Consider the following 22400-nt stretch of genomic DNA (forward strand, 5'->3'; position numbering starts at 1 on the left):
GGTGCCGTGCCGCGTCGCCAGCGCATCGAGGATCTTCTGGCCGTCGCCGTGCCGGGGCAGCCGGCCCTGCGCCACGACGGGCGGGTCGCGTACGTGCTGCGCACGGCCGACGCGGAGGCCGACCGGGTGCGGTACGAGCTCTGGTCGGCCGGGCCCGGCGGTGAGCCGCGCCGGCTCACCCGCGGGCCCGCCGACACCGCCCCGGCGTGGTCGCCGGACGGCAGCCGGCTGGCCTTCCTGCGCGCGGACGACGGACCCGCGCAGCTGTGGCTGCTGCCCGCCGACGGTGGTGAGGCCGAGCAGGTCACCGATCTCCCGCTCGGCGCGGGCCCGCCGGTGTGGAGCCCCGACGGCGCCCGGATCGCCTTCGCGGCGGGCGTGGACACCGGCGCCGTCCCCGGCGAGGACGCCGCCGCGGCGGGCCGCCGCCGCGCGCACGCCCCGGTGGTCATCGACCGTCTGGACTATCAGGCCGACGGCACCGGCCTCCTGCGCGGCCTGCGCAAACACCTCTTCGTGGTCGACGTCGAGACCGGCCGGTGCCGGCAGCTGACCGAGGGCGACTGGCACGCCGGCGACCCGGCCTGGTCGCCGGACTCCACCCGGCTGGCGTTCAGCGCCGCGACCGCCTCCGACGCCGATCTGGCGGCCCGCGCGCCCGTCCACGTCCTCGACGTCGGCGACCGGCACGCCCGGCCGCGCGCGGTGGGGCTGGCGGACGGGTTCGGCAGCACGGTCACGTGGACGCCGGACGGCGACGCGCTGATCGTCGTCGGGATGCCCGGGGACCCGGTCGGGCACGCGCGGCTGCTGCGCGTACCGCTGGACGGGGCAGAGGTGCGCGATCTGGCGGCGGGGCTGGACCGCAACGTCATGCCGGGCGCTCCCGGTTACCCGGGCGCGGCGCCGCGGTTCACCGCCGACGGCGCGAGCGTGCTGTTCTGCGTACGCGACCGCGGCTGCACCCACCTGTACGCCGTCGACGCCGCCGGCGGCGACCCGCGCCCGGTCGTGGCCGGCGCCGGCCGCGTGGTGTCCGGGCTGTCCGTGTCCGGCCCCACCGCCGCCGTCGTGCTCGCCACCCCCACCTCGTACGGCGATGTGGTGACGGTCGACCTGGCCACCGGCGCCGAGACGGTTCTGACCGCCGCGGCCGGGACCGACGTGGAGCTGTTCCCGCGTGAGGAACGCGAGTTCACCATCTCCGACGGCACCGTCGTGCACGGCTGGCTGATCCGCGACCCGGCGGCGCAGGGCCCGGGCCCGCTGCTGCTGGACATCCACGGCGGCCCGCACAACGCGTGGAACGGCGCCGCCGACGACGTCCACCTCTACCACCAGGAGCTCGTCGCGGACGGCTGGACGGTGCTGCTGCTCAACCCGCGGGCCAGCGACGGCTACGGCGAGCGGTTCTTCAACGCCACCCTGGGCGCGTGGGGCGAGGCCGACGCCGCCGACTTCCTGGAGCCGCTCGACGACCTCGTCGCCGAGGGGATCGCCGACCCGCAGCGCCTGGCGGTCACCGGCTACAGCTACGGCGGCTACCTGACGTGCTACCTGACCGCGCACGACGACCGGTTCGCCGCGGCGGTGGCCGGTGGGGTGGTCAGCGACCTCGCCAGCATGGCCGGCACCTCCGACGACGGGGCGTTCCTGGCCGCGTACGAGCTGGGCGGCCCGCCGTGGCAGATCCCGGAGCGGTACGCGGCCATGTCGCCGATCACCCGGGCCGGCGCCGTGCGGACCCCGACGCTGATCCTGCACGGCGAGGCCGATGTGCGCTGCCCGGCCGGCCAGGCCCAGCAGTGGTACACCGCGCTGCGCGAGCGGCGGATCCCGGCCGAGCTGGTGCTCTACCCCGGCGCCTCGCACCTGGTCATCGTGGACGGGCCGCCGTCACAGCGCATCGACTACAACCGGCGTGTCGCCGAGTGGGTACGCCGCCACGCCGAGCAGCGCCCGGCCCCGCTGGACGCCGCCCACTGGCAGCGCCGGCTGTCCGCGCTCGCGGAGCGGCACCAGGTGCCCGGGGCCGTGCTCGGCGTGCTGCGGCTGCGCCGCGGCGGGGAGGACGAGCTGGTCGAGGCCGCGTACGGGGTCGTCAACGCCGACTCCGGCGTCGCGACCACCACGGACTCGGTGTTCCAGATCGGCTCGATCAGCAAGGTGTGGACGGCGACGCTCGCCCTGCAACTGGCCGACGAGGGCAAGCTGGAGCTCGACGCGCCGATCGTCGACGTCCTTCCGGAGCTGCGGCTCTCGGACCGGGGCGTCGCCGAGAAGGTGACGATGCGCCACCTGCTGACCCATACCAGCGGCATCGACGGCGACGTCTTCACCGACACCGGCCGCGGCGACGACTGCGTCGAGAAGTACGTGGCGGGGCTGGCGGACGTCGCCCAGAACCACCCGCTGGGCGCCACCTGGTCGTACTGCAACTCCGGATACGTGCTGGCCGGCCGGGTCATCGAGAAGCTGACCGGCGGCACGTGGGACGAGGCCGTCCGGAAGCGGCTGAGCGAGCCGCTCGGGCTGCGGCGTACGGGCACCCTGCCGGAGGAGGCGCTGCTGCACCGCACGGCCGCCGGGCACAGCTCCGGACCGGACGGCCCGGTACGCGCTCCGGTGTGGATGCTGCCGCGGGCGATGGGACCGGCCGGCCTCATCAACGCCTGCGTGGCCGACCTGCTCGGCTTCGCCCGGCTGCACCTCAGCGGTGGCCTGGCCCCGGACGGCACCCGGGTGCTCAGCGAGGCGGCCGCCGCCGAGATGGTGGCCGAGCAGGTCGAGCTGCCCGACAAGGAGGTGCTCGGCGACTCGTGGGGGCTGGGCTGGATCCGGTTCGGCTGGGACGGCCGGCGGCTGGTCGGCCACGACGGCAACACCATCGGCCAGGCGGCGTTCCTGCGGCTGCTGCCGGAGCAGGGCCTGGCCGTGGCGTTGCTGACCAACACCGACGACGGCCGCGGCCTCTACCAGGACCTCTACGCCGAGATCCTGGCCGAGGTGGCCGGCGTACGGATGCCCGAGCCGTTCGCGCCGCCGGCCGGCCCGGTGGACGCGGACCTGCCCTTGGGCACGTACGAGCGCGCCGGCTCGCGCATCGAGGTGCTCGACGGCGACGACGGGCCCCGGCTGCGGATGACCGTCACCGGTCCGCTGGCCGAGCTCACCCCCGACCCGGTGCAGGAACTGGACCTCGTCCCCGTCTCGGCCGACCGGTTCGCCGTACGCCTGCCCGAGAGCGGCACCTGGATCCCGGTGACCTTCTACCGGCTGCCGACCGGGGAGCGGTACGTGCACCTCGGCGTCCGCGCGACCCCGAAGGTGGCCTGACATGGACGTGCTGGGCCGGTTCACCCGGCGGCTGCCGGAGATGCTCGCCGACATCGAGCGGCTGGTGACCTGCGAGTCGCCGTCGCACGACGTGGTCGCCGTGGCCCGCAGCGCCGACGTGGTCGCCGAGATGGGCGTCCGGCTGCTGGGCGCGCCGCCGGAGCGGATCGTGCTGCAGGGGCGTACCCATCTGCGCTGGCGCTTCGGCGACGGCCCGGTGCGGGTGCTGATCTCCGGGCACCACGACACGGTCTGGCCCGTCGGCTCGCTGCGGTCCCGGCCCTTCTCGATCACCGACGGCGTCCTGCGCGGCCCCGGCTGTTTCGACATGAAGGCGGGCGTGGTGCAGGCGCTGCACGCCGTCGCCGAGCTGCCGGACCGTACGGGCGTGACCGTGCTGATCACCGGAGACGAGGAGCTCGGGGCGCCGAGCTCCCGGGAGCTGATCGAGGCGACGGCGACCGGGTGCGCCGCGGCGCTCGTGCTCGAGGCCTCGGCCGACGGCGGCGCGTTGAAGACCGAACGCAAGGGGGTTTCGATGTATCGGCTGCGCGTGCGGGGCCGCGCCGCCCACGCCGGCCTGGAACCCGACCGCGGCGTCAACGCCTCCGTGGAGCTGGCGCATCAGATCCTCGCGATCCAGGCGCTGGCCGATCCGGGCCGGGGAACGACCGTCGTGCCCACCGCGCTGGCGGCCGGCACCACCGTCAACACCGTCCCCGCCGAGGGTGAGACCGCGGTCGACGTGCGGGCCGCCAGCCGCGAGGAGCAGCAGCGGGTGGACCGGGCCATGCGGGCGCTCGCCCCGGTGCTGCCCGGCGCGCGGCACCAGCTGGACGGCGGACCGAACCGGCCACCGCTGGAGGCCTCCGCGTCCGCGGCGCTCTACGCCCGGGCCGTCGCCGTGGCGGGCCGTCTCGGCCTGCCCGCGCCCGGGCAGGCCGCGGTCGGCGGGGCCTCGGACGGCAACCTCACCGCCGGCGTCGGTACGCCCACCTTGGACGGTCTGGGAGCGGTCGGCGGTGGCGCGCACGCCGACAGCGAGCACGTGGTGGTGGCGGAGCTGCCGCGGCGAGCCGCGCTGGTCGCCGCCCTGACCGCCGACCTGCTCGCCGCGGACCGTATGGCGCCGGCCGCGTACCCGGATGCGGTGGTGTCGTGAGCGACCACACCGGGGTGCTGGCCCGGCCCGGCGAGGCGGACCTGGCGGCGGACGCGGCCGCCGGCGCCGCCGGGGTGCGGGTCCGGGTCCTCACCGAGCTGAGCGAGTTGCGGCAGGTCGACCGGCTGTTCACGGCCATCTGGCGGCCGGATCCGGCGACCCCGCTGGTCACCGCGGAGCTGCTGCGCGCGCTGAGCAAGGCCGGCAGTTATGTGGCCGGAGCGTTCGACGACTCCGGCATGGTCGGCGCCTGCGTCGGGTTCTTCGCCCCACCGGCCCAGCGGGAGCTGCACAGCCACATCGCCGGGGTCGCACCCGCGGCGATGGGCCGCAGCGTGGGCCGGGCGCTCAAGCTGCACCAGCGTGCGTGGGCGCTGCGCCACGGGGTCGACACGGTCACGTGGACGTTCGACCCGCTGGTCAGCCGCAACGCGTACTTCAACCTGGTCAAGCTCGGCGGGGTGCCGGTGCAGTACCTGACCGACTTCTACGGCGGCATGCGGGACGGGGTCAACGGCGGCGACGACACCGACCGGCTCCTCGTGCGCTGGGAGCTGGCCGCGCCGCGGGTCCGGCAGGCCTGTGCGGGCGACGTGCGCCGCTGGAACGTCGCGGACCTGAGCTGCGCGGGCGCCGTCATCGGCCTGGACCGTTCGCCGGACGGCGAGCCGGTGCCCGGGCGCACCGACGGCGACACCGTGCTGGTGGCCGTGCCGCCGGACATCGAGGCGCTGCGGCGGACCGACGCGGCCCGCGCGCGGCGCTGGCGGCTGGCGGTCCGCGAGGCGCTGGGCACGCTGCTGGCCGAGGGCGCCACGGCGCAGGGATTCGACCGCGCGGGGTGGTACGTCGTCACCCGCGCCGCCGCCGACGGGGGGACCGCATGAAGCTGACCGGGATCGAGCTGCGCCGCGTACGGATGCCGCTGGTGGCGCCGTTCCGCACCTCCTTCGGCACGCAGACCGGCCGCGACGTGCTGCTGGTCCGCGCGGTCACCGAGGACGCCGAGGGCTGGGGCGAGTGCGTGGCGATGGCCGACCCGCTCTACTCCAGCGAGTACGCCGAGGCGGTCGCCGACGTGCTGCGCCGCTTCCTGGTCCCCGCGCTCGCCGCCGAGCAGCCCGCGGACGCCGCCGCGGTGGCCCCGGCGCTGCACCGCTTCAAGGGCCACCGGATGGCCAAGGCGGCGCTGGAGACCGCGATCCTGGACGCGGAGCTGCGCGCCGCCGGCCGCCCGCTGTCCCGCGAGCTCGGCGCGGTGCGCGACCGCGTGCCGTGCGGGGTGTCGGTCGGCATCATGGACTCGCTCGGGGAGCTGCTCGACGCGGTGGACGGCTACCTGGCCGAGGGCTATGTCCGGATCAAGCTGAAGATCCAGCCGGGCTGGGACGTGGCGCCGGTGCGTGCCGTCCGCGAGCGCTTCGGCGACGACGTGCTGCTGCAGGTCGACGCGAACACCGCGTACACGCGGGCGGACGCCGCGCTGCTGGCCGCCCTCGACCCCTTCGACCTGCTGCTCATCGAGCAACCGCTGGACGAGGAGGACATCGTCGGGCACGCGGACCTGGCGGCGAAGGTGCGCACCCCGATCTGCCTCGACGAGTCGATCACCTCGGCCCGCGCGGCGGCGGACGCCATCCGGCTCGGCGCCTGCAGCATCGTCAACATCAAACCCGGCCGGGTGGGCGGCTACCTGGAGTCGCGCCGCATCCACGACGTCTGCGCGGCGCACGGCGTCCCGGTCTGGTGCGGCGGCATGCTGGAGACCGGCCTGGGCCGGGCGGCCAACGTGGCGCTGGCCGCGTTGCCGGGCTTCACCCTGCCCGGCGACACGTCCGCCTCCGGCCGCTACTTCCGCACCGACCTGACCGAGCCGTTCGTGCTGGAGGAAGGTCATCTCGCGGTGCCGTCCGGGCCGGGGCTCGGGGTCGAGCCGCTGCCGGAGATCCTCGCCGAGATCACCACCGGCATCGAGTGGTTGCCGCTCTAGAAGTCGTACGCGGCCGCGTTCTTGTTTCGGCTCCCGGGCCCGCCGCAGCATGGGCGGTGGCTATCCACCCCCGCACCGCCGGCCACGACGGAGTCTTGCAAGCGATGAACACAGTCACCAGCATCACCTCGGCGCCCCCGGACCCCACCGGCGCCGCCACACCGCACGAGTTCGCCCGCCGCCTGCGCGCCCTGATGATCGCATGCCGGCGCTCCCTCGACAGCGTGGCCCGGCGCAGCACCGACGCCGGCACGCCGATCTCCCGCGCCACCGTGCACAACCTGGTCACGGGCCGCACCGTGCCGCGCCGGGAATCGCTGGTCGCCTTCCTGCGCGGCTGCGGCGTACCCCCGCGCGAGCAGGTGCGCTGGCTGACCACCTTCGACGCCGTCTACCCCGACCCCCGTCGCGGCATCGCGTCGTAACGGTCCCGCTTCTGACAAGTACGGGCACAGTCAGGCGACTGCCGCCACGAGCACCAGCACGGTGGCGCCGATCTCGACGAGCCCGACCTGCTTGGGGCTGAGCGGCCGCCCCGCCAGCACCCACGCCCGCGCCAGCAGCAGCGCGAACACGGCCACCTGGACCGGCCCCAGCGTCGCCGCGAGCACGAGCGCCACCGCGTGGTACGCCACCGACGCGTGCCGGTACGCCCGGCTGCCCCGCTCGCGGATCATCGTCTTCACATAGAGCACCGTGCCGGCGAAGTACATGAGCACGACCACGAACGGGACCAGCACCCGCCCCGGCGCCTGCCCGGCCACGGCCGCCACGACGAAGACCATCAGGCAGCTCTGTACCACCGAGGCGAAGTCGTTGAGCAGCGCCCGTTCCCGCCGGCGGATCGCGTACCAGGCGTTCACCCCGAGCAGCACCGCGTACGCGGGAGCGAACAGCAGCACCTGCGGCGACGTCACGATCACCGGCACGGCGAGCACGGCCGTGACGGACCCGTACCAGATGAGCTGCTCGCGGAACCGCTGCGGCCGGCGCGTCTTGAGCGCCTGCAGGGCGAAGTACGACAGCAGGTAACCGGCGATCCAGGCGCCCAGCAGCGGCAGATCCGGCACGCGGAAGCCGGCCACGACAACCCCGGCCAGGTACGGCAGCAGCAGCATCGCCCACGCCCCGTGCTGCGGCGGAACGAACTGCCGGACGGTACGCCGGCGGGCCGGGCGGGTGGCGGTGCTCATCACGCCCTGAAGGTTATGACGCCGGACTACGTCGAAACCATGGACTTTGGTCCCGTCCGTTCCGGCATCCTTGCCACCCAGCGTGCCGGCGCGGGACCCCGGCGGGCGTGGGCCATGCTGGGGGGTTCCGGGCGTTCACCGGGCTCACGCCGACCCGGTACGTCGAGGTCCGGCGGCGGTTCCTGCGCGAACATCCCGGTCACGCGCTGGACGGCTGGCCGCTGCCGGCCGATTGATTTCTTACAAGAACACCGGGCCGGGACACGCTAACTTGGGGGCGATTCACAGCGGAGGAGAGCCCGTGGGCAAGGTGGTCCTGTACAGCTCGGTGTCGGTGGACGGCTTCGTCGCGGACGAGAACGACCAGCCCGGACCGCTGTTCGACTGGTTGGCCGGCGGTGACGTCCCGCTGGACGAGAGCGGCGCGGTGAAGGTGTCGCAGACCTCCTACGACTACATCCGGCCGTACTGGGACCAGATCGGCGTGACGATCTGCGGCCGTCACGTCTTCGACATGACGGACGGCTGGGGCGGAGAACCCCCGAGCGGCATCGACCACGTGGTCGTGGTGACGCACCGGCCGCAGCCCGACGGCTGGAACCCCGAGGCGCCGTTCCACTTCATCGCCGGCATCGAGGCGGCCGTGGCCAAGGCGCAGGAGCTCGCGGGCGACCGCATCGTCGAGGTCGCCGCGGGCGACGTCGGCGGCCAGGTGCTGGCCGCGGGCCTGGCCGACGAGGTCCGCATGGACGTCGTCCCCGTCGTGTTCGGGTCCGGCAAACGCTACTTCGGCTCGGTCGACGCGCAGCACCTGCTGGAGGATCCGGACGTGGTGATCCAGGGCAACCGGGTGCTCCACCTGCGCTACCAGGTGCGCCGCTGACCGGATCGAGCGCTTCGGCTCAGCCCTGCAGCACGCGTGGCGGTTTGAATCGGCGCACCTCCTGCGGCCACCCGCAGGCCTCCGCGATCTTGCCCGCCCACCTCCGGGCGGTCTCCTCATCGGGCACGTCCACGATGGTCAGGCCGCCCAGGAACTCCTTGGTTTCGACATAGGGGCCGTCGGAGAAGACGATCGCCCCGCTGGAGGGGTCCGCGCTGAAGACCGGTCCGTCCTCTTCCTCCAGGCCCCCGGCGAAGACGAACGCCCCGGCGGCCTTGATCTCGTCGACAACCGCCCGGGCGAGTGGACCCCGCCCGCGGAACCACTCCTCGGTGTGGTCACCCACCCACTGCTGATTGAAGTAGATGAGGTACTCAGGCATATCCGCTCCCTCTGGTCGTCCGGATCCGGCGTCCGTCTCTGCATACGCTACGAACGGCATCGGGCAGATCCGACACTCTTCCGATCCCATCCGCAGCCATCGTCGTCGATCGGCTCGGTCTCACCGGCATTCGTGCAGACCGCCCGGCGGGTCGTCACTCGTGCGGTGGGCGGCCCGCGTAGCGGCCCGTGGGGCGGAAGCGGCTGGGCTGGTCGGCGTACTCCTCGATCGCGTGGGCGAGCCATCCCGCCGTCCGCGCCACCGCGAAGATCGCCTCCCCGGCGTCCGCGGGCATGTCCGTGAGCAGCGTGAACGCCGCCAGCGCGAAGTCGATGTTCGGTTTGAGGCCGGCCCGGGAGCTCATCGTGGCGGCGACTTCGAGGACGGTGTCCAGCGCGCGGCGGCCGTCCGGTACGAGGTCGGCGGGGTCGAGCCGCGTGATGAGGTCGAGCAGGGTGGCGGCCCGGGGGTCACCGTCCGGGTAGAGCGAGATGCCGAAGCCGGGCACCCCGCCGGTGCGTAAGCGCTCGGAGACGGCGCCGAGTGCGTCCCCGGACCGGAGGGCGGCGGTGAGCAGCTCGACGACGAGCCCGCTGGCCGCCCCGTGCAACGGTCCGTCCAGCGCCGCCAGGCCCGCGCTCACGACCGCGTACGGGTGTGCCCGGGTCGAGGCCGCCACGCGGGCCGCGTACGTGGAGGCCGCCAGGTCGTGGTCGGCCAGGAGCACCAGCGCGGCGTTCAGGGCGGCGATCCGGCCCGGCGTCGGCGGCCCCGCGCTCAAGCGTGTCCACAGCGCGCTCGCGAACGGGTACGGACCCGGCGCCGGGACGTCGCCGGACGACCGCTCGGGCAGCGCCGACATCATCGTCGCCAGGATCGTGCGGCCCGTGACGACCACGGCCGCCGGCGTCGTGTCGAAGCGCAGCCGGTCCGCCGCGCCGGCGGCGGCCACGATGACGCGCAGCCGGTCGGTCAGCCGGGCCGAACCGGGCAGCGGGGCGGTCACGGCCTCGGCCAGCGCCGTCAGCTGCGGGTCGGCCGGGAACGGGTCGTGCCGCAGCGTGCCGGTCCACAGCAGCGTGGCCACCGACTCGAACGACTCCCGCCGCGCCAGGGTGTCCGCGTCGAAGCTGCGGTAGTAGAGGGACTCGCCGGTGATCAGGGTGATGCCGGTGTGGATGGCGGGCGGCCCGGTCGCGTCCGCGGTGGCGGCTCCCCGGCGTCGCTGGGCGGCGAAGGCCCGGACGTCCGCCTCGCTGAACAGGCTCTCCTTGCCGCTGCCGTTGCGCCGGCTGGTGAGCAGGCCCCGGCTGACGTACGCGTACACGGTCGCCTTCTTCACGCCGAGGTGCATCGCCACGTCGTCGGTCGTCAGCAGCCGGTCCGTACCCATGTGGTCATCTTCTCATATTGACTGAATCAACATTGACAAGTTGATGACCGCGGCCCGACAGTGGGCGCATGATGACCGTGCCGCCGGGGCTCGCCGGAGTAGTCGCGTTCGACACCCAGATCGCCGAGCCCGACCGAGATGGAGGCGCCCTGCGCTATCGCGGGGTCGATGTGGAGCAACTCGTCGGCCGGGCCGGCTTCGCCGATGTGTGGGGCCTGCTCGTCGACGGCGACCTCGACCGGCCGTTGCCGCCGGCCGAGCCGTACGCGATCCCGGTGCGCTCCGGCGACATCCGGGTGGACCTGCAGGCCGCGACGGCGATGCTGGCGCCGGCCTGGGGTCTGCGGCCGCTGATCGACATGACCGAGGCCCAGGCGCGTGACGACCTGTCCCGGGTCTCGGCCGCGACGCTGTCGTTCGCGGCTCAGGCGGCCCGCGGCGCGGACCGGCCCGCGGTGCCGCAGCGCCGCGTCGACGAGGGCCGCACCGCCACCGAGCAGTTCATGATCCGGTGGCAGGGCGACCCGGACCCGCGCCACGTCGAAGCCCTCGACCGCTACTGGATCTGCGCCGCCGAGCACGGCATGAACGCCTCCACCTTCACCGCCCGCGTCGTCGCCAGCACCGGCACGGACGTCGCCGCCGCGCTGTCCGGCGCCGTCGCCTCGCTGTCCGGCCCGCTGCACGGCGGGGCGCCCGCGCGGGCCCTCGGCATGGTCGAAGCGGTCGAGCGCAGCGGCGACCCCCGCGGGTACGTCCGCCGGGTCCTCGACAGCGGCAGCCGCCTGATGGGCTTCGGGCACGCCGTCTACCGCGCCGAGGACCCGCGCGCCCGGATCCTGCGCGCCGCGGCGAAGGAGCTGCGCTCTCCCCGGTACGAGGTGGCGCTCGCGCTGGAGGAGGCCGCCCTGGCCGAGCTCCGCGAACGCAAGCCCGACCGGGTCCTGGAGACCAACGTCGAGTTCTGGGCCGCGGTCGTCCTCGACTTCGCCCAGGTGCCCGCCGACTTGTTCACGCCGCTGTTCACCTGCGCCCGGACGGCCGGATGGAGCGCGCACATCCTCGAACAGAAGCGCCTCGGAAAGATCATCCGTCCGTCGGCCGACTACGTCGGGCCGGCCGGCCGCGAGCCGGCCGAGGTTCCCGGCTGGCAGCGGATCGCCGGGCGGCGGGTGTCAGCCGCCTGACAGTTCCACAGTGGATGGATCGGCATAGTCTGGTCTGGGCTCGCCCGTCCAGCGCCGAGAGGGGACTGCCGTGGGACTGACACGCAAGCGGATGCTCACCCTGATGGGGGCGGCGGCGGCCGGCTCCGCCGCCGCCTCCCTGCCGTCGCCGGCCGCGGCAGCCCCCGGCATCGCCGACGCCCACGTGCTGCGGCGCGACGTCTGCGTCATCGGCGGCGGCTCGGCCGGCACGTACGTCGCCGTACGGCTCGGCGACCTCGGCCGCAGCGCGATCGTCGTCGAGGCGAAGGACCGGCTCGGCGGGCACACCGAGACGTACCACGACCCGGCCACCGGCGGCACGGTCGACATCGGGGTGATCGTCTTCGAGGACGACCCGCTGGTGCACCGCCACTTCGGCCGCTTCGGCATCGAGCTCACCGGCCTCGGCGGGTTCGGCGGCGACACCGCGTACGTCGACTTCCGCACCGGCCGCCCGGTCGGCTACACGCCGCCGGCCCCCACCGCCCTCGGCGCGTACCACGACCTCATCAGCCGGTACGGGCCCATCGACACCGTCATCGACCTGCCCGACCCCGTGCCGCCGGAGCTCGTGGCGCCGTTCGCCGACTTCGTGCAGAAGCACGACCTCGGCTCCGTCGTGCCGCTCGTGTTCAACTACGGCCAGGGCATCGGCGACATCCTGCGCCTCCCGGCGCTCTACTCCATCAACACCTTCGGCCAGGGCGTGGTCCGCAACATCATGGCGCGTTCGTTCCTGACCACCGCCGCGCACGACAACAGCCTGCTGTACGAGCGCGCCACCGCCCACCTCGGCGACGACGTGCTGCTGGAGTCGCACGTGCTCCGCGTCGACCGCTCGGGCCGGGGCGTCCGCGTCCTCGTCGCCACCCCGGACGGCCTGCGCCTCATCGTGGCCCGCAAACTGGTCGTCGCCTGCCCGCCGCTGCTGCGCACCTTCGCCGGTTTCGACCTCGACGCCGCCGAGCGCTCGATCTTCGGCCAGTTCATCAGCGGCGCCTACTACACCGGCGTGGTCCGGCTGTCCGGGCTGCCCGAAGGCCTCAGCCTCGAGAACGTCGCTCCGCACACCCCGTACCACCTTCCGCCCCTGCCCGGTCTGTACGGCCTCAGCCCCACCGGCATCCCCGGCCTGTACAACGTCAAGTACGGCAGCCCGTCCCCGCTCCCGGAGGCCCGGGTCCGCCGCGACATCCGGGTCGAGATCGAACGCCTCGCCCGCGCCGGCACGTACCCGGTCCGCTTCGAGGACCTCGAGGTCTTCTCCAGCCACACCCCGTTCGAACTGCACGTCAGCCCGGAAGCGATCGCGGGTGGCTTCTACCGCCGCCTCAACGCGCTGCAGGGCCACAACGACACGTACTACTCGAGCGCGGCCTTCCACTCCCACAACTCGACCCGCATCTGGGCCGGCGCCGAGACCCTCCTCCCATCGATCGCCGCCTGACCGCCGCGCGTCGGTGCCGGTGTGTCGGCCCTACCGCGGCTGCCCGGGAGCCGGGTGAGGGCCTGAGCGTCCGGGCCCTCGCTGGCTTTCCGCGATGTCGTCCAGAAGCCGCTCGGTATCCGCGTCGAGCCGGCCCTTGAAGTATCTGCGCAGCACTCGCGCGAACGCCTGCTCGTGCGGGGCAGCCAGAGTGAACAGCGTCATCGAGGAGTGCAGCTTCTTCGCGTCGAGCCTGCCGAAGACGTACTCGGCCGACGGCGCATCGGACTCCAGCAGTGCATTCGTGCACTCCACCAGGCGCGGACCCAGCACCGGATGATCCATATATGCCCGTGCCTCGGTCAGATCGGAAATTCCATATCGATCGGACGTTCCGGATACGCCCAACCCGCGCAGCTGCGGCAGAACGTACCAGATCCAGCACGTCTCCTTTCTGCCGCGGCGCAGTTCTGCGAGAGCCGTCTCGTAATCGCATTCTTGGGCCGACACGAACCTCTCGAGTCCGGCGGTGCGGCCAGGCTCGCCCTGCGTCATCTTGGCGCTCCTATCTGCCGGTCTCCGAGGCCTCTGCACCGCGCAGCTCGTCACGCATGCTCTTACGGGCCCGGCCGATGACGTCGATGGCATGCGCAGCACGATCGGCGATCGTGCCGGCCAGGCTGTTCATCAGTTCAGGGTCCGTAGCGAGCGATCTTCTCAGGCGGTGAACGGCGCTGAAGTGCCCGTCCAGCATGCGCAGATCGTTCTCCAGTTCCGACACCAGAGGTGCAAGGGCGTCCGATTGGTACAGCGTGTCCCGGCTCAATGCTGCGACGACCGGCGCGGGGAAATACTCGTCGGGAAGATCGTCGAGGCTCTGTTCCGGCCCGCCCGTCTCGCTGTATGTCAATCGACAGAGGTGGCATTCCACGGCGGAAAGACTCTTGCCCAACTGCTGGTAGACGCTGTCGATCCGCTTCTGATGGCGCTCTTCGCGGGCCAGCTTCAGAGTGGTGTCGGCTGTCACCTTTGCCGTGTCGATCGATATCTTCCCCTGCTCGATCGCGATCTTTCCCTGGGTTCGGCTGACGAGCCAGGTACCGGCCATTCCTGCTATTCCACCCGCCAAGGTGGCCAACGGTCCGGCCCACTCCCATGCCATGCGCACACGGTAACCGGCGAGCGCGGTTCGGTAACAGGGCTGAATACCCTGACGCGCCGTCCGAACAGCCCGGCGTCACTGGTCAGGCGACCGGCGAGCCGCCCTGCCGGCGTGAAGATCGGTTCCGCCATGGTTTAGCACGTTGGCGGCCCGCGCGATCGCGGTGGCGCGCCGCCGCGGCGCGGATCGTCCACAAAGCGGCGCGTCCCATTCGTGGGAAACAATCGGACGAATCCTGTGACCCGAGCGTTTCGGATCCGCCCCTGGAATGGCCAGTCCGGTGCCGACCGGTTGGGCAAGCAGAGCGCGGTGAGAATTCTGGGCCACCCCACATCCTGTGAATGATTCAGGAATCCCGTACGCGCACCACCCGGACACGCCACCATGGATCATGTCGAAACGCTCGCCGTGGGTGCTGCCGGCGGCGGTGGGCGGCGCCTGAGTGTTGCTGCGCCGGCCCAGCGGGAAGCCGCAGCCGCCGGTCGCGGAGCCGGCAGCGACCATGCCGCTCGACGTCGCCCCAGCCGACCTCGGCGCGGGCGAGTGCGAGGGAGGCATCAGGTCCGGCTCCGACGGTCACCCCGGCCGACGAGGGCCTTGCCGCCGAGGACATGACGGTTTGGAAACGGCACCCACCCGACCCGAGGCGGACGGCAGCGTCCGGCCCGTTCCCGGTACGGTGCCAGGACGGCAGCCGACGGCTATGGGGAGGCGGATGTGCCCAGGACCGAGATCGACGTACCGGCGTTGACCAGGATGGGGGATGCCGTCGGTCAGGTGGCCGCGCGCCTGCGGGAGACCTCCGAGCGTGTCGACGGCTGGTCCCATGAGGGCGGGCGCGCCGTCGAGGGCTCGATCACCTGTTCCCAGATGGCCGGGGTCGCGTACGACTGGTTTCTCGAGCTCGGGCAGCTGGCCGACGAGGTTCAGCGGTACGGCGACGATCTCAAGCGGACCGCCGCCGACTACCGGGCGTACGACGAGCTGACCGCCCGGCAGTTGCGGCAGATCCACTGATGGCCATCACCCTGCACGGTCTCCTCGACGCCGACACGGGGGCGCTGCGCGGTGTCGCGGATCGCTGGCTGGCACTCGTCGACGCGATCGACACCACGGTCGGGGATCTCGGCGCGGAGACCCGGGACCTGCCGTACCACTGGAGCGGTGACGATGCGCCCGCCGCGCAGGAACGCGTCGCGAAGCTGCGTACCCAGATCGGGAACGCGCATGTGAAATGCGCGTGCATCGCCGACGCGTTGCGCAAGTTCGCCGACGACCTTGCGCACTGTCAGCGGATGCTGCGGGGGGTCGTCGACGAGGCGCGCGCTGCGGGGCTCACCGTCGACCTGCGATCCGGTACGGTCACCGCGCCGCTGGCGAGCGTCGCGGGGGAGTCGCGGGCGAGCGCCGACGCGTACGCCGCGCAGATCTCCGAGATCCTGCTGGCCGCCGACGTCGCCGACCGCCGGACGCGGGCGGAGCTCGACCGGCAGAGCGAGTCCGTCGGCGAATGGCAGTCGTTGCCCTCCGAGCTGCACTACACCCAGCAGATCGACCCGGTGGAGCAGAGCGTCTTCGCGACGAAGGTGCCGGTCAGCCAGGCGGGCATCTGGCACTACGCGCACCCGCTGGAGAAGGAGCGGTTCCGCAACGAGCAGCCGGAGGTCGTCGGGGCCGCGGAAGGGCTGCCGAGCGAGGACCGCGACGCGGCCAACCGCATCCTGCTGGCGCGCGAGAAGGCGTCGCTCATCGATCAGCAGGCGCTGCTGTCCACCGGCACCGCCGCGCCACCGGATCCCGGCGGCGGTCGCGGCGCGCAGCAGCCGGAGCTGGATGCGGTGAACGGCCGGCTGGCGGCCATCGAACGCCTCGAGAACCGCATGAACGATCCGCGCAAGCCGAAGATGTACCTCGTCGACTACAAGCCCGGCGACGAGCAGAACACCGTCCTCTCCCCGGGCGGCGGCGAGTACGACGACGCGTGGGCCGGCACGAAGAAGAACCGGTACGCCGAATAGCGGTCAGCGGTCGACGGTGCCGGGCGGGGCCATGATGCGCAGCGCATTCGGGTCGATGCCGATGCGGATGGGGGTCTGACCGCAGGGTTCGCCGTCGACCTCGACCCGCGCCGGGCGGTCCGTCTCGAGCCACAGCTCGCCGACCGCGAGGAACGGATCGTCGCGCAGCGTGCGGCGGTGCCCCGTCGCGGTGTTGCGGGCCGTCTCGCGCAGCAGGCCGCGCCGGGTGCCGTCGCCGACCGGGTACGCCACCAGCAGCCGGTCGTCCGCGTCGGCGTCCGCCGTGATCGGGCGGCCGGCGTGGAAGCCGCCGTTGGCCACGTACAGCTGGTGGGTCACGAACTCGTGCTCGCGGCCCGCGGCGCGGACCCGGGCGTGCAGCGGGCGGTGCCGGGCCAGCAGGGCGAGGGCCGTCATCGGGTACGCGTACCGCCCGGCGACGCGCTTCAGCCGGCGCGGGGCGTTGCTCATCACGTCCGCGGACAGGCCCACGCCCACGTGGTTGGTGAACGGCATGTCGCCCGCGACACCCAGGTCGACGTCGACGACCGTACCGCCGGTGAGCGTGCCGATCGCCGCCTCGAGGGTGAGCGGGACGCCGACCGTACGCGCGAAGTTGTTGGTCGTGCCCAGCGGCAGCAGGCCGAGCGCGATGTCGCGGTGCGCCAGCAGGCGCGCCGCCGTGCTGATCGTGCCGTCCCCGCCGCCGGTGATCAGCAGGTCCGGCGCCAGCCCGATCGCGGCCTCGAGGCTCTCCTCGAGCCGGCCGGGGCGGTCCGCGGGGAAGTCGCCGAGCAGCGTGAACCCGGCGGCGAGCAGCCGGTCGCGGGCGTCGTGATGCAGCCGGCCGCCCCGGCGTGAGTGCGCGTTGACCACGAGGGCGGCCCGCCGTCCGGTCCGGATGTCTTCGGTGAGCTGCTGCTTCGTACGCATCGCGGCCGAGGGTACCGGGCCCGGCGGGGCCGGCCGATGCGGCACGGTGAATTCGCCGATCGTGAGCTACCATTCCGCCCGCCGCCGAGTCGGCACCCGTCCGCTGTCAGAGGTTCCGGGCCGAAGGGACAACCGTGAGGAAGACCGCGCGTTCCGGCCGCCGTTCCCCGTCGTGGGCCCGGTGGCTGCTCTCCGTCGGTCTGGTGCTGATGGTGGCCAGCGGGGGAACGCTCCTCGGCGCCGACCTGGTGCTCAGCTCGGCCACCGGCGCGGTCGACCAGCAGCATCTGATCGGCGGCGCCCAGTCGGCCTCGGAGCGCAAGCACGCGGACATCAAGGGCGCCAAGAACATCCTGCTCGTCGGCCTCGACACCCGGCCCAGCTGGAAGAACAAGGAACCCAGCCGGTCCGACTCGATCATCCTGCTGCACCTGCCGGAGGACCATTCGCGCGCGTACCTGGTGTCGCTGCCCCGGGACAGCTACGTCGACATCCCGGCGTACGACAACGGCAAGCAGGCTTATCGGGGCGGCCGCAACAAGATCAACTCTGCCTTCGCCTTCGGCAGCCGCGGGCTCGAGGGGGAGCAGGCCGAGGCGCACGGCTTCGAGCTGCTGGCGCTGACCGTCAAGCGGCTCACCGGCATCACCCCCGACGCCGGCGCGATCATCGACTTCACCGGCTTCAAGGACGTCGTCAACGTGCTGGGCAAGGTCTGCATGTACGTCGACGAGGACGTCACGTCGATCCACATCGGGCACACCGCGGACGGCAAGCAGGCGGTCCCGTACAAGACCGACGCGGCCGGTCTCAACCCCCGCAAGGTGCCCGGGGTGACCGCCAACTTCTACAAGAAGGGCAACCACTGCCTCACCCCGGTGCAGGCCTTGGACTTCGCACGCCAGCGTGACCTGCTGGCCAACCACGACTCCGACTACGGCCGGCAGCGCCACCAGCAGCAGTTGCTCAAGGCCATCCTCAAGCAGGCCGTGCACGACGGCTTCGCCTCGCCGGCCAAGCTGCCCAAGCTGATCACCGCCATCGGCAAGACCATGACGGTCGACAGCGGCGGCATCTCGCTCGAAGACTGGGCGTTCGCCATGCGCAGCATGAACCCGGACGACCTCATCACCATCAAGACCAACGACGGCAAGTTCAACAGCGAGTCGGTGCCCGGCATCGGCAGCGTCGAGGTCCTCAGCGACACGACGATGGAGCTGCTGCGCTCGGTCAAGGACGACGACGTGCCGGCGTTCCTGCAGGCCAACCCCACCTGGATCGCCGACAGCTGACGGGGCGGCTATATCCGGGGTTCAACCCGGGGCGGCCCGGGAGCCCGACTCGGAGCCGATGCGGGCGGGGCCGCCGATCTCCGATCATCGATGCCATGAACGACATCGAGAAGCAGAAGAGGGCGCACCGCGGATGGGTCGTCCAGGGAGCGGTCCTGCTGCTGGCCGCCGCAGTGGTCAAGGGACTCGTCTTGGCCGGCCAATTCGCGGACAGCCCGCTGCGGCACTGGTACGTCCAGGTCGCGCTCGTGGTCGGCGGGGTCGGCCTGTACGCGGCCGGCGACTGGCTGATCGGCCGCGGCTACCGGGCCCGCCCGCCGCAGCGCTGAGAGAGTATCGAGGGCATGCAGGAGCTGATCCGTCCCCTCGTCGTCGCGCCGATGGCCGGCGGTCCGTCCACGCCGGCCCTGGTCACGGCGGCCGCCGGGGCCGGAGCTACCGCGTTCCTCGCGGCCGGCTACAAGACGCCCGCCGCGGTGGAGGATGAACTGCGGGCGGTCCGGTCCGCCGGGGTGCCGTACGGGCTGAACATCTTCGTGCCCGTGCCGCCACCCGCCGACGCCGAGCCGCTGGAGCGGTATCGGGCGCTGCTGCAACCCGAGGCCGAGCGCTACGGGGTGGAGCTGCCCGCGCTCCGGCTGCGGGACGACGACCACTTCGCCGAGAAGGTCGAGCTGGCCGTGGCGTACGAGGTCCCGCTGGTGAGCTTCACCTTCGGCGTCCCCCCGGCCCCGGTCGTGCGGGCGCTCCAGGCGGCGGGGTGTGCCGTGCTCGTCACGGTGACCGGCCCCGACGAGGCCCGGCGCGCGGCGACCGCCGGGCCGGACGCGCTGATCGCTCAGGCGGGCGCGGCCGGCGGCCACTCGGCCACCACCGACCCGGCCGGCTACCGCGGCGCCACGACCGCGCCCGACGTGCTCCGCGCGGTGCGGGCCGTGAGCGACCTGCCGGTGATCGCCGCCGGGGGAGTGGCATCGGCGTCCGGCGTCCGCGACCTGCTGGCAGCCGGCGCGGCGGCCGTGCAGTGCGGCACCGCCTTCCTGCTGGCCGACGAGGCCGGCACCCGCGACGCCCACCGCCGCGCGCTCGGCTCGGGCGACCACCGCGAGACCGTCGTGACGCGGGCCTTCACCGGCCAGCCGGCCCGGGCCCTGCGCAACAGGTTCACCGACGCCTACTCGGCCGCGGCCCCGATCGGCTACCCCGCGATCCACCACCTCACCGCGCCGATCCGGGCAGCGGCCGCGAAGGCGGGCGACGCGGGCGCGCTGAACCTGTGGGCCGGCACGGCGTTCGCCGCGGCCCGGCCGGGCCCGATCGCCGCCCTGGTCGAGGCGCTGTCGCTGGACGCCTGACCGGCGCCGGTGGCCGTTCGGCCGATGAAGGACGCCCGTGGAATCTTGCTCCCGGCCGATCCCGGCTGCCCTCCTCAACTGAGAGCGTCTGTCTCCGCGAGGGGGCCCGTCCCGGGCCTCCCGACATGAAGGAGCCAGACGTGAAGCGTGTCCTTGCCGGTGCCCTCATCGGAGCGACGGTCCTGCTGTCGAGCGCCTGCGGCAGCCTCGACCGGGGCGAGCACGGCGAGATCACGTGGGAGGTGACCGGCGAGGCGGGCGCGACCGCCGACATCACGCGGGTGCTGCCTGCCGACGCCGGCGCTGAGCCGTCCGTGACGTTCGCGGATCAGAAGCTGCCTGCCTCGATGCGGGCCAGCATCGCGGAGGGGACGTTCGAGGTGCATGCCGTTCCCGCCAAGGGCGCCGCCGGCTGCCGGATCGTCGTGGACGGCACGGAGGCCGACAAGCAGACGGGCGCCCCCGGCAAGGAGATCATCTGCAGGGCAACGGTGAAGGCGCGGTGACGGCGTCCGGGTCGCCCGCGTACGCCGCCGCCTCGATCGTCGCCGTGTCCGCCGCCGGGGCGAAGCCGTCGCCGGTCCAGCGCTGCAGGGGGCGTACCGATGCCGGCACCGTGACCGGGACGGACTGACCGGCCGGCACCGCCACGGAGGCGAAGCCGAGCAGGACCCGCGCCGGGAAGTCGTCGCCGGCCGCCGTGGGGAGTCCGTACAGCTGGACCACGTGGCGGCCGTCCCGCGTCCCGGTGTTGGTCACCGTGACCGTGGCGTCGAACGTCTCGCCGGTGACCGGGCCCACCTCCAGATCGGACAGCGTGAACGACGTGTACGAGAGCCCGAAGCCGAGCGGGAACGCGGCCCGGTGCCCGTCGCGGTCGAGCAGGCGCTGACCGAACCACTTGTCGTACGTGATGGCGGTGGCGTCGCGGTCGAAGAACGGCAGGTGGTCCTCGGTGGTGGGGATGGAGAACGGCAGCCGCCCCGCGGGGTCGGTCTCGCCGAGCAGCACGTCGGCCAGCGCCCGGCCGCCCTCGCAGCCGGAGTACCAGGCGAGCAGCACCGCCGGGGCGGCGTCGCGCCACTCCTCGGTGATGACCGCGCCGGCGGTCACCACGGCGACGACCGTACGCGGGTTGGCCGCCGCGACCGCTCGGATGATCTCGGCGTCGACCGGGCGCAGGCGCAGGCTCGCGCGGTCGCCGCCGGCGCCCTGGCTGCCGACGATGCTCAGGTCGGTGCCGGCCTGCTCGGTGAGGCGGGCGAGCAGCTCCTGCCCGGTGGGGCTGTCGTCGGCGGGCGGGAAGAGCGCGAGCAGCGCCGGGTCGGCGAACATGGCGGAGCCGATGTACTCGCCCTCGTCCAGGGCGGTGTACCCGACGATCACCACCGCCACGTCGCAGGCGCGGGCGGCCTCGGCTGCCGCGTCGGGGGAGTCGTCGGCGACGTGCCGGATCGTGGCGTCCGGCAGCGCCTCGGTCAGCCCGCGCAGCGGCGTGACGACCTCGGGCGCGCGGACGTCCGAGGAGCCGTGGTCGCCGGTGTTGGGCAGGTCCGCGAGCCGGCCGATCACCGCGACCGAGGAGATGTCGTCGCGGCGCAGCGGCAGGACCGCCGAGCCGGCGACGGTCTCGTTCTTGAGCAGGACCATGCTGCGGCCCGCGACCTCGCGGGCCAGCGCGCGGTGCGCGTCGCTGAAGACCTCGTCGCGCGAGGGCTCCTCCTGCTCGCGGGTCGCGTAGTGGTGGATCTGGGTACGCAGGATGCGCCGTGCGGCCCGGTCCACGTCGTCCCAGGAGGCGCGCCCCCCGGCCAGGTCGGCGGGCAGGTGCTCGGCGCGCTGCTGCTGGAACGGCTCTTCCACGTCGAGCCCGGCACGCAGCGACGTCGCGGCGTCGCGCAGGCCCCAGATGAAGTCGGAGACCGTGACCCCGGTGAAACCCCACCGGCGGCGCAGGACGCCCTCCATCAGGTCCTCGTTCTGCCCGGCCCACTCGCCGTTCACCGAGTTGTACGCGGTCATGATGCCGGCCACGCCCTCGTCCACGACCCGGCGGAAGTGCGCCAGGTACACCTCGTGCAGCGCGGCGTCGTCGGCGGTCACGTCCACGGTGAAGCGGGCGTTCTCCATGGAGTTGAGCGCGTAGTGCTTCGCCACCGCCATCGCGTGCCGCTGCACCGAGCGGGTCAGCGCCGCGCCGAACTCGCCGAGCAGCACGGGGTCCTCGCCGTACGTCTCCTGGGAGCGGCCCCACGCGGGGTGCCGGGGGAGGTTGATGCAGACGCCGCCGAAGAAGTTGGCGCCCTGGGCGCGCAGCTCCCGGCCGATCGCCGTGCCGACCCGCTCCTCGAGGGAGACGTCCCACGTGGCGCCCCGGGCCATGGACACCGGGAACGCGGTGGAGGCGCCCATCACCACGCCGCGCGGGCCGTCGGAGAACAGCAGGCCGGGGATGCCCAGCCGGTCGACGCGTCCCATCGGGTACGGCGTGCGGTTGTAGCCGTTGCCGAGCATGTCGGCCATCGCGTCCCAGAACGGCAGGTCGCCGTCGAGCAGGCCGAGCCGCTCGCCGGGGGTGAGCTGCCGCAGCAGGTCCTCGGCGGCCGTGTCGGGTGAGGCTCCGGCGCGGACGGCGGCCACGGCGGCGGAGAAGGCGCTGGCGGTCAT

The 22400-nt window shown here is 73.2% G+C and carries 22 protein-coding genes; 15 read left to right on the forward strand and 7 right to left on the reverse strand.

The features are described 5' to 3' along the window. Positions 1-6 precede the first annotated feature (6 nt). The 5 genes from AB0K03_RS01215 to AB0K03_RS01235 all read left to right on the forward strand — a co-directional run bounded on the left by AB0K03_RS01215 (position 7) and on the right by AB0K03_RS01235 (position 6913). The gene (locus AB0K03_RS01215) at positions 7-3336 is read left to right on the forward strand and encodes a serine hydrolase (RefSeq protein WP_364678711.1); all 3330 of its coding nucleotides are present in this window, start codon (positions 7-9) and stop codon (positions 3334-3336) included. 1 nt (position 3337) lies between these two features. After that, positions 3338-4498: a M20 family metallopeptidase gene (locus AB0K03_RS01220; protein WP_364678714.1), complete on the forward strand. Its 1161-nt coding sequence runs from the start codon at positions 3338-3340 to the stop codon at positions 4496-4498. Further along, a complete protein-coding gene (locus AB0K03_RS01225) occupies positions 4495-5385 on the forward strand; it encodes a GNAT family N-acetyltransferase (protein ID WP_364678716.1) in 891 nt (296 codons plus the stop codon). The genes AB0K03_RS01220 and AB0K03_RS01225 overlap by 4 nt, the downstream gene beginning before the upstream one ends. After that, complete coding sequence (menC, locus tag AB0K03_RS01230) at positions 5382-6488, forward strand: o-succinylbenzoate synthase (RefSeq protein WP_364678719.1); 1107 nt, start codon at positions 5382-5384, stop codon at positions 6486-6488. The genes AB0K03_RS01225 and menC overlap by 4 nt, the downstream gene beginning before the upstream one ends. A gap of 104 nt (positions 6489-6592) precedes the next feature. Next, positions 6593-6913 (forward strand): helix-turn-helix transcriptional regulator, encoded by a 321-nt coding sequence (locus AB0K03_RS01235; protein WP_364678720.1) that lies wholly within the window; start codon positions 6593-6595, stop codon positions 6911-6913. Between the two features lie 30 nt (positions 6914-6943). On the opposite strand, the gene AB0K03_RS01240 is transcribed toward AB0K03_RS01235, so the two are convergent. Next, positions 6944-7681, reverse strand: a complete 738-nt coding sequence (locus tag AB0K03_RS01240) for a YwiC-like family protein (RefSeq protein WP_364679380.1) — start codon at positions 7679-7681, stop codon at positions 6944-6946. 107 nt (positions 7682-7788) lie between these two features. On the opposite strand from AB0K03_RS01240, the gene AB0K03_RS01245 reads away from it, so the two are divergent. Together AB0K03_RS01245 and AB0K03_RS01250 are read left to right on the forward strand one after the other, a co-directional pair. After that, the gene (locus tag AB0K03_RS01245) at positions 7789-7917 is read left to right on the forward strand and encodes a hypothetical protein (RefSeq protein WP_364678722.1); all 129 of its coding nucleotides are present in this window, start codon (positions 7789-7791) and stop codon (positions 7915-7917) included. Between the two features lie 65 nt (positions 7918-7982). Continuing rightward, positions 7983-8564 (forward strand): dihydrofolate reductase family protein, encoded by a 582-nt coding sequence (locus tag AB0K03_RS01250; protein WP_364678725.1) that lies wholly within the window; start codon positions 7983-7985, stop codon positions 8562-8564. A 19-nt stretch (positions 8565-8583) separates the two neighbouring features. Here the strand turns inward: AB0K03_RS01250 and AB0K03_RS01255 are convergent, their stop codons facing one another. Beyond that, positions 8584-8946 carry a YciI family protein gene (locus tag AB0K03_RS01255; RefSeq protein ID WP_364678728.1) on the reverse strand — a complete coding sequence of 121 codons (363 nt, stop codon included), beginning with the start codon at positions 8944-8946 and terminating at the stop codon, positions 8584-8586. Positions 8947-9100: 154 nt separating this feature from the next. Beyond that, entirely contained in the window at positions 9101-10339 is a 1239-nt protein-coding gene (locus AB0K03_RS01260) for a citrate synthase family protein (RefSeq protein ID WP_364678730.1), read from the reverse strand. Positions 10340-10407: 68 nt separating this feature from the next. On the opposite strand from AB0K03_RS01260, the gene AB0K03_RS01265 reads away from it, so the two are divergent. Both AB0K03_RS01265 and AB0K03_RS01270 read left to right on the forward strand, forming a co-directional pair. Then, entirely contained in the window at positions 10408-11526 is a 1119-nt protein-coding gene (locus tag AB0K03_RS01265) for a citrate synthase 2 (RefSeq protein WP_364678733.1), read from the forward strand. A gap of 70 nt (positions 11527-11596) precedes the next feature. Further along, on the forward strand, positions 11597-12994 hold the full coding sequence (locus AB0K03_RS01270; protein WP_364678736.1) for an FAD-dependent oxidoreductase: 1398 nt from the start codon (positions 11597-11599) through the stop codon (positions 12992-12994). A gap of 30 nt (positions 12995-13024) precedes the next feature. Here AB0K03_RS01270 and AB0K03_RS01275 read toward each other — a convergent pair whose 3' ends face one another. Together AB0K03_RS01275 and AB0K03_RS01280 are read right to left on the reverse strand one after the other, a co-directional pair. Next, on the reverse strand, positions 13025-13528 hold the full coding sequence (locus AB0K03_RS01275) for a DUF1810 domain-containing protein (RefSeq protein ID WP_364678739.1): 504 nt from the start codon (positions 13526-13528) through the stop codon (positions 13025-13027). A gap of 10 nt (positions 13529-13538) precedes the next feature. Further along, positions 13539-14135, reverse strand: coding sequence for a hypothetical protein (locus tag AB0K03_RS01280; RefSeq protein WP_364678742.1), 597 nt, complete (start codon positions 14133-14135; stop codon positions 13539-13541). 717 nt (positions 14136-14852) lie between these two features. Between AB0K03_RS01280 and AB0K03_RS01285 the strand changes: the two genes are divergently transcribed. Both AB0K03_RS01285 and AB0K03_RS01290 read left to right on the forward strand, forming a co-directional pair. Continuing rightward, positions 14853-15152 (forward strand): hypothetical protein, encoded by a 300-nt coding sequence (locus tag AB0K03_RS01285; RefSeq protein WP_364678745.1) that lies wholly within the window; start codon positions 14853-14855, stop codon positions 15150-15152. After that, entirely contained in the window at positions 15152-16153 is a 1002-nt protein-coding gene (locus tag AB0K03_RS01290) for a hypothetical protein (RefSeq protein ID WP_364678747.1), read from the forward strand. Before AB0K03_RS01285 ends, AB0K03_RS01290 begins: the two co-directional genes overlap by 1 nt. Positions 16154-16156: 3 nt before the next feature. On the opposite strand, the gene AB0K03_RS01295 is transcribed toward AB0K03_RS01290, so the two are convergent. Then, positions 16157-17086, reverse strand: a complete 930-nt coding sequence (locus AB0K03_RS01295; RefSeq protein ID WP_364678750.1) for a diacylglycerol kinase family protein — start codon at positions 17084-17086, stop codon at positions 16157-16159. A gap of 134 nt (positions 17087-17220) precedes the next feature. On the opposite strand from AB0K03_RS01295, the gene AB0K03_RS01300 reads away from it, so the two are divergent. The 4 genes from AB0K03_RS01300 to AB0K03_RS01315 all read left to right on the forward strand — a co-directional run bounded on the left by AB0K03_RS01300 (position 17221) and on the right by AB0K03_RS01315 (position 20239). Beyond that, a complete protein-coding gene (locus tag AB0K03_RS01300) occupies positions 17221-18378 on the forward strand; it encodes an LCP family protein (RefSeq protein WP_364678753.1) in 1158 nt (385 codons plus the stop codon). A 95-nt stretch (positions 18379-18473) separates the two neighbouring features. Then, positions 18474-18707: a hypothetical protein gene (locus AB0K03_RS01305; RefSeq protein WP_364678754.1), complete on the forward strand. Its 234-nt coding sequence runs from the start codon at positions 18474-18476 to the stop codon at positions 18705-18707. Positions 18708-18722: 15 nt separating this feature from the next. Then, positions 18723-19733 (forward strand): nitronate monooxygenase, encoded by a 1011-nt coding sequence (locus tag AB0K03_RS01310; RefSeq protein WP_364678756.1) that lies wholly within the window; start codon positions 18723-18725, stop codon positions 19731-19733. A 140-nt stretch (positions 19734-19873) separates the two neighbouring features. Continuing rightward, a complete protein-coding gene (locus AB0K03_RS01315) occupies positions 19874-20239 on the forward strand; it encodes a hypothetical protein (RefSeq protein WP_364678759.1) in 366 nt (121 codons plus the stop codon). On the opposite strand, the gene AB0K03_RS01320 is transcribed toward AB0K03_RS01315, so the two are convergent. Further along, on the reverse strand, positions 20208-22400 hold the full coding sequence (locus AB0K03_RS01320) for a glycoside hydrolase family 3 C-terminal domain-containing protein (RefSeq protein ID WP_364678762.1): 2193 nt from the start codon (positions 22398-22400) through the stop codon (positions 20208-20210). The two genes, AB0K03_RS01315 and AB0K03_RS01320, sit on opposite strands and share 32 nt — an antisense overlap.

Source organism: Actinoplanes sp. NPDC049316 (genome assembly GCF_040677315.1).
Lineage (GTDB): Bacteria > Actinomycetota > Actinomycetes > Mycobacteriales > Micromonosporaceae > Actinoplanes.